The sequence below is a fragment of the Halobellus salinus genome, from assembly GCF_014646875.1.
GTDB classification, from domain to species: Archaea; Halobacteriota; Halobacteria; order Halobacteriales; family Haloferacaceae; genus Haloquadratum; species Haloquadratum salinum.
Map to the genome: position 1 here is coordinate 38465 of NZ_BMOC01000005.1, position 13695 is coordinate 52159.

The window sequence follows — 13695 nt, forward strand, 5'->3', positions numbered from 1 at the left end:
ACCCCGGGCGGTGTGACGCCGACTACAGGACGTCGTCGAAGTCCTTGTGCTGTGTGATCTCGACGCCCTCGTCGGTGACTGTACAGACGTTGATGCCGTTGCCCGAGGCGAGGTCCCGCTCGACCGCGCTGTCGATGGCGCGGGCGGCGACGGACGTTGCCTCGTCCATGCTCAGTTCGTCCGTGTACTCCTGTTCGAGCACACCCAGCGCGTACTGGCTGCCCGATCCCGTGACGGTGTACTCCTCTTCAAGAATCGACCCCGCGGGGTCGATGCTGTAGATGTGCGGCCCGTCTTCGTCGACGCCGCCGAGGATGGGCTGGACGATGAAGAACGCGCCCGACCGGAGGAAGTTGCCGAGGAGCGTCGACAGCGCTTGCATGCTCATGTCCTCGCCGCGACGGGCCTCGTAGAGCCGGACCTCCGCGCGGATCGAAGAGATGAGCGACTGCGCTGCTGAGACCGACCCGGCGATGGTGAGCGCGCCGGTCGGGTGGATCTCTTCGACCTTCTGGACGTTCTTTGAGGAGACCATCCGACCGAGACTCGCGCGCATATCCGTCGCGAGGACGACACCGTCCTCGGTCTTGAGTCCCACCGTCGTGGTGCCGGTCTTCGTCTCTTTGTCGCCCATCTCTCCCGCGCGGCGCTCGGCCTCGGGGAACTCACCGATCTCGGGGGCGAACACGTCGTTGTGGTCGCCGTTCAGCGAATCAAGACCGGTTGAAAGATCGTCGCTCGTCGGTGTACGCATTACCTACGGTTGCGGCCCGCCGCTGATAAATGCCACCCTTCCCACCGCTGTTGCCCGTACCGACGGCCGCCGCACCAAGCGCGGTGAACGGACACGGACCTCCTGTGGTCATCGCTCCGTGCTCGCGTGCTGCGACCGGGGAGACGACCGCGGTGGTCGGCGAGTCGATTACACGCCGGAGAGGGCAAAAACCCGTCCAGCGACCGGATCAGTGCCGCCTGTTCAACGCGACCCGCTCCGGTATGCTCGCTCGGCCGACTCCACGAGCCGTCGGATCGGGAGCGTGAGCCCAAGGCGTTGCGCCCCCAGCGCGACCGGCATCGCCAGGATCCCGAAGGCGAGCGTAATCTGGTACAGCACGAACGCCGCGCCGCGTCGAAGGTCGTCCAGCATCATCTTGCCCGTTCTCCGCCAGCGGATGTATATAACCCTTCGCATCGATTCGGTCGGTTGGACCCGCCGCAGTAGTGCGGTTTTGTGAGCCGGGACGCGCGTCCGTCCGATCGGGGTCCGGCCGGCGGTCACCGCGTAATAGCACGATCGGCGGACTCGTTCGTCGGCATAACTTATGGGATGAATCGGGGTTCCGTACGCGCCCGCTGCAGGGATCGGCCGGCACCGGCGCCGCGACGAACCACAAGACACGAGACCCCGTGGGTCGTGAGGCCGAGTATGAGTAACTATCTCGTCGCGATGGAAGCCGCGTGGCTGGTTCGCGATGTCGACGACATCGACGACGCGATCGGCGTCGCAGTCAGCGAAGCCGGAAAGCGCCTCAACGACCAGAATAAAGAGTACGTCGAGGTGGAGGTGGGTGCGACGCCGTGTCCCGCCTGTGGGGAACCGTTCGATTCGGCGTTCATCGCGGCCAACACCGCCCTGGTCGGCCTACTCTTGGAGATCGACGTGTTCAACGCCGACAGCGAGGAACACGCCTCCCGCATTGCCAAAAGCGAGGTCGGCGGCGCACTCCGGGACGTCCCTCTCTCGGTGATCGAGGTCGTCGAGACCGGCGAGGGCGACGAGGACAACGCGGAGACGCAGGCTCACAACCACGGGTAGTCCGGACCGGCCCGGGGTCTCACACTGTCCCCCCGAAAGGCTTTCGTATAACTTCGGGTAATTAGGCGCATGGAGCTCCCGACCCCGGAGGATCTGCGACAGCGCCGGACGGAGTTGGACCTGACTCAGAGCAGCCTCGCGGACAAGGCGGGCGTCTCGCAGCCGCTCATCGCCCGGATCGAAGGTGGCGACGTCGACCCGCGGCTCTCGACGCTCCGCCGGATCGTGAACGCCCTGGAGGAAGCCGAAGGGAGTATCATCCGCGCCGCCGACCTGATGAACGGGACCGTGGTGAGCGTCGCGCCCGACGACTCTGTGCGTGCCGCCCGCGACGTGATGCTCGAGGAGGGGTTTTCCCAGCTGCCGGTCATCCGCGATGGCCGGCCCGTCGGGATCATCTCGAACAGCGACATTCGCCACGCACAGGAGGGCGAAGACGTGGGCACGCTTCCGGTGGCCGAGGTTATGCGCGAGTCGGTGATGGCGGTCGAACCCGCAGCCACCTTAGAAGAGATCGACACCGCTCTTGACCACCACGCCGCCGTTCTCGTGGTGGAAGGTGGGGAGACGGTCGGGATCGTGACCGAGGCCGACGTGGCCGCACACATATGAGCCGCGGTGGCCGGGTCGCCTCGGGGCAGGCCGGTGGCCGCGACCTGCTACCACCGCGGCGACTGCCGCCTCCGGACCCGCTTTCGCCGATCCAGGAAGACGAGGTCACGCTCATTTGCTGGATGGTTGTCATACTGTCGGCTATAACTACGTGAAGATTTTCAACACCCCGGGGTGTCGAAATACGTCACGCGACTATAGCCGACAGTATCAGTCCCGAAGAACACGAGAGTGAGGATGACTGACCGCGGCTGATGAGCCAGGTGGTGTCCGGAACGTAGACTCGGTGGAAGTGAAACGCACGTTTCTGAGAACCGAGAAAGGATGGACGTGAGAATGCTATTCGTTTTCGAGGGCGTCGTAAATATCGCGGTGTTCGTCCCGATCAGCCTTGGCGACGCGTAACACGAGCTCTCGACGAATGTCATCCATCACGTCGTCGAGTGGCGTTCGTTCGCCTGTCTTCTCTTCTGTCGCTATGTCTGGCTCTTGACCACGAATCCGGTTAATCGTTCGGGTCCGATGATCCGTCGGACAACTGCTCAAGTCCATACTCGACGAGGTCGCCTCGCCATCGCCTTACCACTTCGTTCAAATCAACTTCGGTCGTGTGTGCTCGGAGATATTCAAGCACCTCGTCCTCATCGACAGCCGTCGCATCGGTGCCAAACTTCGTCAGTATCTCTCTGATTTCGTCGTCGTACTCGAACTGGCGACCGTTGAGCAGATAGAACACTGTCGCCGTGTTGAGTGCAGTGCGCTTGTTTCCGTCCACGGACGGGTGATTGGCGACGAGGAGACGAAGCAAATGAAACGCCTTCTCGTGAATCGTCTCTGGAACCGATCTGAAACTCCCTTCGCTGACATACTCCAGTGCGAATTCGATATCTCCGCGACTTTGGACGCCTGAGCTGGTGTCTGGATACTCCGAGACATCTCCTCGTGGATGTCGAGGATGTCTTCAACCGACGGATACCAGATCGAGACAGTCACTATCTGGGATTCACACCCGACTAATCTATTGTTTTCGCTCCACGGATGAACAACTCTCGGCGGAACGTTGCACATCGGCGCAATCTATGACTGATACAATCGAAAGGATGTACGCCTGGAACACTACCGGGCGAGAATCTACTAGTAGGCTCAGTGAACGTGAAAAACGGACAGAACCCCAGTCCAGACGTTCAAGTATGATGGCGGCGTAAATTGTAGTATGAGCCAAGTGACGAGACGTATCGTACAGGAACTCCACGACGAGCCACATCTCGAAGGCCGGCGGATTACTGTTCAGTTCCTCAAAGAACAGGTCGAAGAGCGGGGGCTCTCCCCAAGAACGGTTGCCGATCGCCACGACCTCGACGTGGCTGATGTCTATCGGGCACTCACATACTACCACGACCATCCCAAAGAGATGCGTACGATCGAACGCCAGCGGCAATCTGCAATCGAGGAACACGACCACTTGACGACCGACCCCGACGATGTGCGTGACTAATGGGGTATCGTATCCTCGCTGACGAGAACGTCGAGCAGGCGACGATCAATTACCTACGGAAACTCGGTCACGATGTTGAATGGATCGGAGATGTCGAAGAACTCGGCCTTGGCGCTGGCGATGAATCGATCGCTACATACGGACGCGAGACGGATCGCCTCATTCTCACGCAGGATGACGACTTCTTCACCCAGATGGATGTCGAAGAAACCGCTTGAATCCTTTTCCAGAAGGATCAGACGCTTTCGGCTCAAGAGGTAGGAGACATCGTACACGAACTCTCCGAGTACATAGACCAGTCCGACGTAACCCTCGAATACGTAAGCAGAAACTGGCTATAGAGGCCTTTTTTAATCGAATATATGAAATGTACGCCCGGAACACTAACGGCCGGCCTCATCCCGAGGCGGCGTGCCGCGTCGGCCGGGAAACCCTCGTGTCGGGCGGTCCGTCTTTGGGGCGCGGACGATCCACAGTGTCGCACACCCGGGTTCGTCGTCGTGTCATCGCTCCCGTAGCGGGAGAACTCGGACGGGGACTGAGGGTGCGCAGACGGAGGTACGCGGCCCGTCCACAAGCCGGTTCCGGCTCGGACCGGCCCGCCGACAGCACGGTGCCGCCCCGCTGCTCACCCGATCACCCGTCGGTGGTACGCCCACCCCCACACGAACACCAGCGCCGAGATGAGCGTTGCCGACGCGATGGCCGGGAGCAGGTCCGGTGACACCCCGACCCCGAACCGTTCGATGGCCCGCTGGGCCGCGGTGTTCGTGTAGACGAGCAGTTCGCGGGTGCTCACGAACCGCTGCAGGATATCGTTGAGATACGACGTCGAGACCATCGCCACGAGCGCGGCGAGGACGTGTGACGCGCCTGTCTTGTGGGACATACACGAGTGTGCACCTGTCGGACTGATAGGAGTTTTGCGTCCGAGAGCGGTACTGGTTAGTTGGGGATGGAACCGCTTTGGACGGTGCGAAGACGGCCTCGGAAGCTCACGCGCTCTCGCTCAGCGAGACCGCGGCCCCTTCCAGTCCGGATGGACGCTTCGGGTCAACCGATGTCCCGCCCGTTCCACTCGCGGGACTCCCGCCCAGGGTCGGTTCCTTGATCACGCATCGCTTATCTGAACACTGCCGCGTCGGGAGACGCTAGTGTAAAGTACGTGGTAGCCAAACGTAGGCCGATAGATGAGTAACGCGCCGAGTGCCCTCGTGATCGGCGGCGGGTCCACCGGCTGCGGCATCGTGCGCGACCTCGCGATGCGCGGCCTTGACGTCACCCTCGTCGAGAAGGGGAACCTGACCCACGGGACGACCGGGCGGATGCACGGACTCCTCCACAGCGGCGGCCGCTACGCGGTCGCCGACCAGTCTTCGGCAACGGAGTGTATCGAGGAGAACCGCGTTCTCCGCCGGATCGCGACCCACTGCGTCGAGATGACCGGCGGGCTGTTCGTCCAGCGCCCCGAGGACGAAGACGAGTATTTCGAGAGGAAGCTTGAGGGGTGCCGCGAGTGTGGGATCCCCGCGGAGGTCCTCTCCCCCGAGGAGGCCCGCGAGATCGAACCCCACCTTGCGAGAGACATCGAGCGCGCGATCCGGGTGCCGGACGGCGCAATCGACCCGTTCCGGCTCTGCGTCGCGAACGCCGCCGCCGCAATCGACCACGGCGCGCGGGTCGAGACCCACGCTGAGGTCACGGACGTGCTGGTCGAGAACGGTGAGGCCGTCGGCGTTGAGATCGAACACGAGTCGGGTGAGGGATCGTTCGTCCACGGCGAGGCCGGCGAACGCGAGGAGATCTACGCCGACCACATCATCAACGCCACCGGGGCGTGGGCGGGCCAGATCGGCGATATGGCGGGCGTCGATGTCGCCGTACGCCCCTCGAAGGGCGTGATGACGATCATGAACGTCCGGCAGGTCGACACCGTGATCAACCGGTGCAAGCCCAAGGGCGACGCCGACATCGTCGTCCCCCACGAGACGACCTGCATCCTGGGGACGACCGACGAGGAGGTCGACGACCCCGAGGACTACCCCGAGGAGGGATGGGAGGTGGACATGATGATCGACACCCTCTCGAAGTTGGTGCCGATGCTCTCGGAGGCCCGCACCATCCGGTCGTTCTGGGGGGTTCGCCCGTTGTACGAACCGCCAGCGGTCGCAAGCGAGGACCCGACCGACATCACGCGGGACTTCTTCCTCCTCGACCACGACGACCGCGACGACCTCCCCGGGATGACGTCGATCGTCGGCGGGAAGCTCACGACCTACCGGCTGATGGCGGAGAAGATCGCCGACCACGTCTGCGATCGGCTCGACGTCGACGCCGAGTGCCGGACTGCCGAGGAACCGCTCCCTGGTTCGGAGGACTTCTCGGTGCTCCGCGACTGGATGGACGAGTTTGGGCTCCGGTCGCCGGTCGGCCGCCGGAGCGCCGAACGCCTCGGGTCGCGGATGGACGAGGTGATCGGCGAGTGGGACGGCCCCAACCCCACCGTGTGTGAGTGCGAGGCCGTCACCCGCGCGGAGATCCACGACGCGATCGAGGGCGCGGGGTCGGATCTCAACGCGGTGCGGCTCCGGACCCGCGCGTCGATGGGGAACTGCCAGGGAGCGTTCTGCTGTCACCGCATGGCGAACGAGCTGGTGCCGGAGTACGACGAGGTCGTCGCCCGCGACGCCTTCGAGGACCTCTACCAGGAACGCTGGAAGGGCGAGCGCCACGCGCTTTGGGGCCAACAGCTCTCGCAGGCGACGTTGAAACACATGCTCCACGCCACCACGATGAACCGCGATTCCGACCCGGCGGCCACCGAAGAGCCGGTCGATTTCGGGGCGTTCGACCCTGGTCCCGACGCGACCTCGGCCCCGGGCGCCGGAACGGAGTCCGCCGGCGGACCGGACGACGCCGTCGCCGACGGCGGGACCGGTATCGAGGCGGCCGGCGGCCCCGACCGCGACGGTTCCAATCCGGCCGGAGAAACCGATGCCGATTCGTGACGATGTGGTCGTGGTCGGCGGCGGGCTCGCGGGGTCGATGGCGGCGCTGTCGGCCGCCGAGTCCGGCGCGCAGGTCCGGTTGATCTCACACAAAAAGAGCACGCTCCGGCAGGCCAGTGGCCTCGTCGACGTGCTCGGCGCGGTCAACGGCGACGCGCCGGTCTCGGATCCCTTTGCCGCGGTTGACCAGTTGCCCGACAAGCACCCCTACCGCGTCGTCGGCGTCGGTGGGATCCGGGAGGGGCTGCGCCGGTTCGACGACGTGGTCGGCGACCGGTATCGCGGCGCTCACACCGACCGAAACGCCCTCGTCGTGACCCACGGCGGGACAGTAAAACCGACCGCGCGGTACCCCGTCTCGGTGGCACCCGGCCTCGCGAGCGCCGAGGAGGACACCCTGCTTGTCGGCTTTCGTGGGCTCACAGACTTCGACGCCGGGGCTGCCGCAGACCACCTCGAAGCCGCGGGGGTCCCGTTCGACGTTGACGGCTCGACCGTCGACTTCCCGATCCAGTTCCGCGACGACGCCCGGACCACCCGCTTTGCGAGGGCGCTCGACAAGGATCAAAAGGATGTCAGAGCCCGACTTGCCGACGCCGTCGTCGCGGAGCTTGACGCCCACGACCGGGTCGGGTTCCCCGCAATGTTGGGCGACGACCACGAGCCCGAGGTCCGCGAGTTCCTCGAAGGCCGGCTCAGTGCTACGGTCTTCCAGATCCCGACCGGTCCGCCGAGCCTGCTCGGGATGCAACTCGAAGACCTGCTGATCGACGCCTTAGAACGGGCTGAAGTCCGGCTCTCGACCGGGAACCCCGCGGTGGGGTACGAGACCGATGAGGGAGAACTCACCGCAGTGACCGTGGACCGCCGCGGCCGAGACGTTCCCTACTACGCCGACGAGTTTGTGCTGGCGACGGGCGGACTCGTGGGGAAGGGCATCGACTCCGACCGGGAGTCGGTGGTCGAGCCGCTGTTTGGGTGCCACGTTCCGCACCCAGCGGACCGCTACGAGTGGTCGGAGGCCGAGGCGTTCGGCGACCACGCGTTCGCGCGATTCGGGGTGGTCCCCGACGACGACCTCCGGCCGACCGACGCCGACGGCGACGTCCACTTTCGAAACCTCCGGGCCGCCGGCGGCGTTCTCGGCGGCGCCGACGTCGCCCGGGAGAAGTCCGCCGCCGGCGTCTCGATTTCGACCGGTACCTACGCCGGCCGCCGGGCCGGCGAGGAGACAGTACGATGAGCGACACAGAATTCTCTAACTCGACTGGACCGACAGCACAGGACGACTTCGAGCCGGTTTCGGTGTTCGAAGACGGCGAGATGGACCTCCGCCCGGGCGCGGACAACTGCTACAAGTGTTCGGTCTGTGACACCACCTGCCCGGTCGCGGAGGTCGACGACGACTTCCCCGGCCCGAAGTTCCAGGGTCCCGAGCAGTGGCGGCTCAAACGCAAAGAAGACGTCGAGATCGACGACTCGATCATGTCCTGCTCGAACTGTATGCGGTGTGACGACGCGTGCCCGTCGGGCGTCCCGCTGAGCCAGATGCACAACACTGCCCGCGGGGCGTACGTCGACGAGCAGATGACCAAGCTCTCCCGGGAGTACGTCCGCAACCGGATTCTGGCGAACTACGGCACGCTCGCCCGGCTGGGGAGCGCGGTCCCGCGGCTCACTAACTTCGTGATGGGCAATTCCCTCGTCCAGACGGTCAACGAGAAACTGCTCGGGATCACCGCCGAGCGCGACTTCCCAGAGTTCGCAACGGAGACGTTCCGGGAGTGGTGGGCCGAACGCGGCGGGCCGCGGGTCCGATCCGAGGACAAACGGGTCGCGTACTTCCACGGGTGTTATTCGAACTACAACACTCCCGAGGTCGGCAAGGCGATGGTCCGCGTCTTCGAGGCGTTCGGCTACGAGGTCGTAGTCCCCCGCCAGCGGTGTTCGGGGACGCCGATGTTCGCGAACGGGATGCTCGACGACGCCGAGCGCGCGGCGTCGGTGAACGTCTCCGAACTCTCGGATCTCCTGGAAGAGGGCTACGACGTCATCGCCTCTTGTACCTCGTGTTCGATGTCGCTCCGGCAGGAGTACCCCGAGCTGTTTCAGTTGTCGGGGATCGAGGAGGTCGCCGCAAACACCTACGAGTCCCTCGAGTATCTCCGGATCCACGAGGATCTGGATGGAGAACTCGCCGACGCCAGCGTGGACGAGCAGGCGTTTGCGTACCACGCGCCGTGTCACGCCAGAAACCAGGGGCTCGACCGCCAGGCGGTCGAACTGTTCCGCGAGGTCGACGGCGTCGAGATGGAGGACGTCGGTGACTCCTGCTCGGGGATCTCGGGGACCTACGGGTGGAAAGAAGAGAAGTACGAGACCTCGATGAAGATCGGCGAGGACATGTTCGAGCACATGGACGACGCCGCCGGCGAGGTCGGGATGACCGAGTGTCCGACCTGCTCGATGCAGATGGAACACGGCACGGGCTACGAGATCGAGCATCCGTTGCAGCTGTTGGATGACGCGCTCTGTTAGTTTTCGAGGTCTGGGTAGTCCGCGTTCAGGTCGTACCCGCACTCCCGGCGCTCAAACTGTTCTCCGTGGTGGGCAGTCTCGTGTGTGAACCCACAGGCGTCGAAACGCCTAGACGTGGCGCCGCCTCGCGTGTGGAAGCCGCTCGCGAATGTCGCTCAAGACCGCAAACGCGATCACGTCGCAGTCGTGTTCGACGGCTTCCGAGACGAGTTCGTTGGCGATTGCGTGGACGTACTGTTCACTGTTCGACACACGCTTTGACAGCCTCAACAGCGCGTTTGATAGCAGTTTGTACACGTTGAGCCTGTGGATCTGTCTCCTCGCGACGTTCGGCGTAGAGCGCGTCACGGACCTCTCGCGTGGTGGTTTTGCACTCGGTGGCGGAGGTGTTGGACCGACAGTAGTCGGTGGTTCGGTTCGCGCAGTACAGGTATTGCTCGGCGGTTCGGTGGAGTGCGTCGCGTTACTCGTCGGAAACAGCGAGTGTCACGACGGCGGCTCAACGCACATCCATAGTTTCAGAGACTACTTGACGGTACTTTTCGACTTGGGAGTCGGTCGCAGTGTGGCGGTTGTGTCATCAGATATCGGTTTCGTCCCCGACCTACTCGCTCACTCCGTTCGCTGCTCGAGGTCGGGGGTTCCACCTCGAAAGTGCTGAGAGAGTCGGTTCTCTCTCCGTTTGGCCGGTAACCGATCCCACCCCACTTCGCTCGGTCCGATGATCTCGCTCGTAGAGGGTGGGGTTTTGATTCGGTCCTCGCCGTCAAGTGGTGCGACGGGGCGTTTCGTGTGCTCCGCCTCCCGAACGCACTTCGGGGTCGACGGACACACCAGTTGGGGCCGGGCTACTGCGGCCCGTACTGCACGGCGCCTGTGGCCGCACAGCGCTACGCGACAGCACGGACTGGGCTGTGAAAACGGCTGCGTCCAGCTTCGTAACGCGCTCCGCTCTTCCCTACGCCCTCGCTTCGCTCGGGCGTTGAGGAAGGGACTCCGCGCTACCGACTAGCTGAACGGTCACGGCTGACGTTCCACTGCCGGCTGAGGACCGTTCAGCGAGTATCCGCCGGGTTCCTCGCTGGTCTCTTCGCTCCCGTCGTCGCTTCCGCCGTTGTCGTCGTCCGGACTCCCGCATCCGGCGAGCGTGGCCGCGGCCCCGGCTGCACACGCGGCAATAAGCTGTCTTCGGTACACACAATAGCGTCTCAGCACTCGTATATAGTTGTGCTGGCCGCCGTAAGCGGGGCGTTGTGTCGTTTCCGTGCCGAGGCGAATCCCGCCGGCCGGGATCGATGTCTGGTGTCCTACTTGTGTCGATCCAAGAACGTGTCGTAGACGCGGTCCCACTCGTGGTCGTCATCGAAGTACCGCTCCGCAAGCGGTTCCTCGGGCATCTCGCCGATCGCGCGCTTCTCCTGTCCGTAGGAGGGACGCTCCTCATCGACGTAGTAGCGGCCGGTGAGCACCGTGCCCTCGTGGAGGACGGTCTCGGTCTCGTACATCATCTCGGAGGCTTCCGCGCGGTTGGTCCTGTCGAACTCGTAGTCCTCGGAGTCGTTGATGTCGATGTACGGGACGTACTGCTTGGCGTCCTTGTTCCAGGTGGGACACTGCGTGAGGAAGTCGATGTGGGAGAACCCGTCGTGCTCGATCGCCTCGACGATGATGTCCTTCGCCTGGTTGGGGTTGACCGCAGCCGTGCGGGCGATGTAGGAGGCGCCGGCGGTCAACGATTGGGACAGCGGCCGGATGGGGTCCTTCGCCGACCCGTGAGGCTGGGTCTTCGATTTGTGGCCCTTCGGCGACGTGGGCGACGTCTGCCCCTTCGTCAACCCGAAGATCTCGTTGTTGAACACGATGTAGGTCATGTCGTGGTTCTCCCGGGCCGAGTGCGAGAAGTGGTTGCCGCCGATCCCGTAGCCGTCGCCGTCGCCGCCGGCGGCGACGACGGTGAGCCCGGGGTTCGCGAGCTTTGCGGCCCGCGCGATCGGGAGCGACCGACCGTGGATGGTGTGGAAGCCGTAGCTCTCGAAGTAGCTGTTCAGCTTCCCGGAGCAGCCGATGCCGGTACAGACCAGCATCTCCTCGGGCGAGAGCCCCAGTTCGGCCGCGGCGCCTTTCAGGGCCTTCAGAACCCCGAAGTCACCACAGCCCGGACACCACGTCGGTTGCGGCTCAACGCCGGGCGTGTACTCGTTGCGGTCGTGTTCGATGTCCTCACTGATTGCACTGAATGCGCTCATTGTTAATCACCTGCTGCGGGGACGAACTTGGTCTCGTGGCCGGGAAGCCTCCCGTCCTCGACGATGCTCGTGACGAATCCTTCGACGATCTCGGCGGGCTCGAAGGGGTTGCCGTTGTACTTCAGGAGGCTCGAGAGCTTGTCGCCGAAGCGGCCGAGCTCCTTTTGCGTTAGGCCGCGGAACTGCGCGGAGGCGTTCATCTCCACGACTAACACCTCGTTGACGCTCTCGATGAACCCGGTGACTTCCTCGACGGGGTACGGCGCGAGCTCGGAGACGCCGAGCAGCTTCACCGACTCGCCCTCGTCGTTCAGCCGGTCGACCGCCTCAACGGCGGTGCCCTGCTGGGAGCCGAACGTCAAGATTCCGTAGTCCGCGTCGGCGGGCCCGTGGTGGAAGTTCCGCTGGCCGCCGTCGGCGTCAAGCTCCGCTCGGATGGTCTCCATCTTGGACATCCGGCGGTTCACCTGGTTCACGCGGTTGTCCGGGCTCTCGGAGATGTGACCGGCGGGCATGTGTTCGTTGCCGGTCGCGAGGTACCGACCGCCCTCTTGACCCGGGATCGACCGGGGGCTGACGTTGTCCTCGACGCCGTGTTGGAACCGGTTGTACTTTCCGGAGGGGTCGTGGGGAGCGTCTGCCAACTCCGCCTCGGTGATGACCGACCCGAGGTCGGGGTTGGGCGCCTCGTCGAAGACGCTGGCGGGAACGTTCTGGAGTTCGCCGCCGTTTTTCTGGTCGTAGAGGACGATCGACGGAATCTGGTACTCGTAGGCGATCTGGAACGCCCGCCGGGTCTGTCGGTACGCCTCCTCGGCGTCAGCGGGCGCGAACACCACTCGGTGGGAGTCGCCCTGGGAGGTGTAGAGGACGTGTTCGAGATCGCCCTGCTCGGTCTTCGTCGGCATCCCCGTGGAGGGGCCCGCGCGCATCGCCTCGATGAGCACGACCGGTGTCTCGGTCATCTCCGCGAGTCCGAGCGGCTCCGACATCAGCGCGAAGCCGCCGCCCGAGGAGCCGGACATCGCCTTCACGCCGGCGTGGGAGGCGCCGATCGCAAGCGCCGCCGCAGCGATCTCGTCTTCGACCTGTTCGGAGATCCCGCCGACTTCCGGAAGGTTCTGAGACATGATCGTGAACACCTCGGTCCACGGCGTCATCGGGTACCCAGCGATGAACCGACACCCCTCGTCAAGGGCACCGTACGCGATGGCGTCTGACCCCGAGATGAGGACCTGCTCTTCGTCGTGGGAACCCGATGGAATCGAGATGTCGGGGGCGTCGGCGTCGTACTCCTCGGTGACGACGCCGTAGGCGTCGTCGAAGACCGACATGTTCGGCTCGAACACCTTCTCCGGCATCGTGTCGTCCATGAGGCTCTTGATAACCTCGGGTTCGATTCCGGCGATGGCGCAGGTGACCGCGACACCCGCGGTGTTCCGCATCACCTCGCGGCCGTGCTCTCTGGCGATGGTCCGGAGGTCGATGTCGTAGACGTGCCACCCGTGTTCTTCGACCCGCTGATCGAAGTCGGGGATGTCGTCGGTGTCGAGCAGCCCCGAGTCGTAGACGATGACCCCGCCGTCGTCGAGGTCATCGAGGTTCTCCGAGAGGGGCTTGACCTCCTCGTTGCCGTAGTAAGCGTTCTCCTGTGGGTTCCGCGCGAAGGAGTCACCCAGTGCAAGCAGGAAGTTGTACCCGTCGCCCCGGGACCGGATCGGGTCGGCGGAGACGCGTACCTCGGTGTACGTGTGGCCGCCGCGGATGCGCGACGGATAATGCCGGTGCGTGAATACGTCCAGCCCCGATCGCATCAGGGCCTTCGCGAAGTTCTGGCTGGTGGAGGCGATCCCGTCGCCGGACCCGCCTGCGATCCGCCAGATGAGTTCGTCGGTGGTCATAGTTGAGCTCACGGCCCGTAGGGGCCACTACCAAACACTATCGCTACGAGTCGATTAAAGCCTTTGCTATAAGTTACCA

Annotated in this window: 14 protein-coding genes; 7 read left to right on the forward strand and 7 right to left on the reverse strand. The window is 64.2% G+C overall.

Translation table 11 applies throughout. The annotated features are described in order from the left end of the window. Nucleotides 1-22: 22 nt before the first annotated feature. Nucleotides 23-754: an archaeal proteasome endopeptidase complex subunit beta gene (gene psmB, locus IEX72_RS05595; protein WP_188786404.1), complete on the reverse strand. Its 732-nt coding sequence runs from the start codon at nt 752-754 to the stop codon at nt 23-25. Nucleotides 755-976: 222 nt separating this feature from the next. Beyond that, nucleotides 977-1150, reverse strand: coding sequence for a hypothetical protein (locus tag IEX72_RS05600; RefSeq protein WP_188786511.1), 174 nt, complete (start codon nt 1148-1150; stop codon nt 977-979). 276 nt (nt 1151-1426) lie between these two features. On the opposite strand from IEX72_RS05600, the gene IEX72_RS05605 reads away from it, so the two are divergent. Beyond that, nucleotides 1427-1816, forward strand: coding sequence for a DUF555 domain-containing protein (locus IEX72_RS05605; RefSeq protein WP_188786405.1), 390 nt, complete (start codon nt 1427-1429; stop codon nt 1814-1816). Between the two features lie 69 nt (nt 1817-1885). Continuing rightward, nucleotides 1886-2428: a CBS domain-containing protein gene (locus tag IEX72_RS05610; RefSeq protein ID WP_188786406.1), complete on the forward strand. Its 543-nt coding sequence runs from the start codon at nt 1886-1888 to the stop codon at nt 2426-2428. Nucleotides 2429-2933: 505 nt separating this feature from the next. On the opposite strand, the gene IEX72_RS05615 is transcribed toward IEX72_RS05610, so the two are convergent. Continuing rightward, the gene (locus IEX72_RS05615; protein ID WP_326838260.1) at nt 2934-3314 is read right to left on the reverse strand and encodes a type II toxin-antitoxin system death-on-curing family toxin; all 381 of its coding nucleotides are present in this window, start codon (nt 3312-3314) and stop codon (nt 2934-2936) included. Between the two features lie 327 nt (nt 3315-3641). Between IEX72_RS05615 and IEX72_RS05620 the strand changes: the two genes are divergently transcribed. Beyond that, nucleotides 3642-3923, forward strand: a complete 282-nt coding sequence (locus tag IEX72_RS05620; RefSeq protein ID WP_188786407.1) for a DUF433 domain-containing protein — start codon at nt 3642-3644, stop codon at nt 3921-3923. Beyond that, nucleotides 3923-4141 (forward strand): DUF5615 family PIN-like protein, encoded by a 219-nt coding sequence (locus IEX72_RS15180; RefSeq protein WP_229663755.1) that lies wholly within the window; start codon nt 3923-3925, stop codon nt 4139-4141. The genes IEX72_RS05620 and IEX72_RS15180 overlap by 1 nt, the downstream gene beginning before the upstream one ends. A 410-nt stretch (nt 4142-4551) precedes the next feature. On the opposite strand, the gene IEX72_RS05630 is transcribed toward IEX72_RS15180, so the two are convergent. Next, complete coding sequence (locus IEX72_RS05630; RefSeq protein WP_188786408.1) at nt 4552-4812, reverse strand: hypothetical protein; 261 nt, start codon at nt 4810-4812, stop codon at nt 4552-4554. 301 nt (nt 4813-5113) lie between these two features. On the opposite strand from IEX72_RS05630, the gene glpA reads away from it, so the two are divergent. Genes glpA through IEX72_RS05645 form a run of 3 tightly spaced genes read left to right on the forward strand, consistent with a single transcriptional unit; the run spans nt 5114 to nt 9469 of the window. Then, nucleotides 5114-6931, forward strand: coding sequence for an anaerobic glycerol-3-phosphate dehydrogenase subunit GlpA (glpA, locus tag IEX72_RS05635; protein WP_188786409.1), 1818 nt, complete (start codon nt 5114-5116; stop codon nt 6929-6931). After that, nucleotides 6918-8174, forward strand: a complete 1257-nt coding sequence (gene glpB / locus IEX72_RS05640) for a glycerol-3-phosphate dehydrogenase subunit GlpB (RefSeq protein ID WP_188786410.1) — start codon at nt 6918-6920, stop codon at nt 8172-8174. The genes glpA and glpB overlap by 14 nt, the downstream gene beginning before the upstream one ends. Further along, the gene (locus IEX72_RS05645) at nt 8171-9469 is read left to right on the forward strand and encodes an anaerobic glycerol-3-phosphate dehydrogenase subunit C (RefSeq protein WP_188786411.1); all 1299 of its coding nucleotides are present in this window, start codon (nt 8171-8173) and stop codon (nt 9467-9469) included. Before glpB ends, IEX72_RS05645 begins: the two co-directional genes overlap by 4 nt. A gap of 108 nt (nt 9470-9577) precedes the next feature. On the opposite strand, the gene IEX72_RS15525 is transcribed toward IEX72_RS05645, so the two are convergent. The 3 genes from IEX72_RS15525 to IEX72_RS05660 all read right to left on the reverse strand — a co-directional run bounded on the left by IEX72_RS15525 (nt 9578) and on the right by IEX72_RS05660 (nt 13616). After that, nucleotides 9578-9721, reverse strand: a complete 144-nt coding sequence (locus IEX72_RS15525; RefSeq protein WP_229663756.1) for a hypothetical protein — start codon at nt 9719-9721, stop codon at nt 9578-9580. A 1055-nt stretch (nt 9722-10776) separates the two neighbouring features. Continuing rightward, nucleotides 10777-11715, reverse strand: coding sequence for a thiamine pyrophosphate-dependent enzyme (locus tag IEX72_RS05655; protein WP_188786412.1), 939 nt, complete (start codon nt 11713-11715; stop codon nt 10777-10779). A 2-nt stretch (nt 11716-11717) separates the two neighbouring features. Beyond that, nucleotides 11718-13616: a 2-oxoacid:acceptor oxidoreductase subunit alpha gene (locus IEX72_RS05660; RefSeq protein ID WP_188786413.1), complete on the reverse strand. Its 1899-nt coding sequence runs from the start codon at nt 13614-13616 to the stop codon at nt 11718-11720. Nucleotides 13617-13695: the final 79 nt, after the last annotated feature.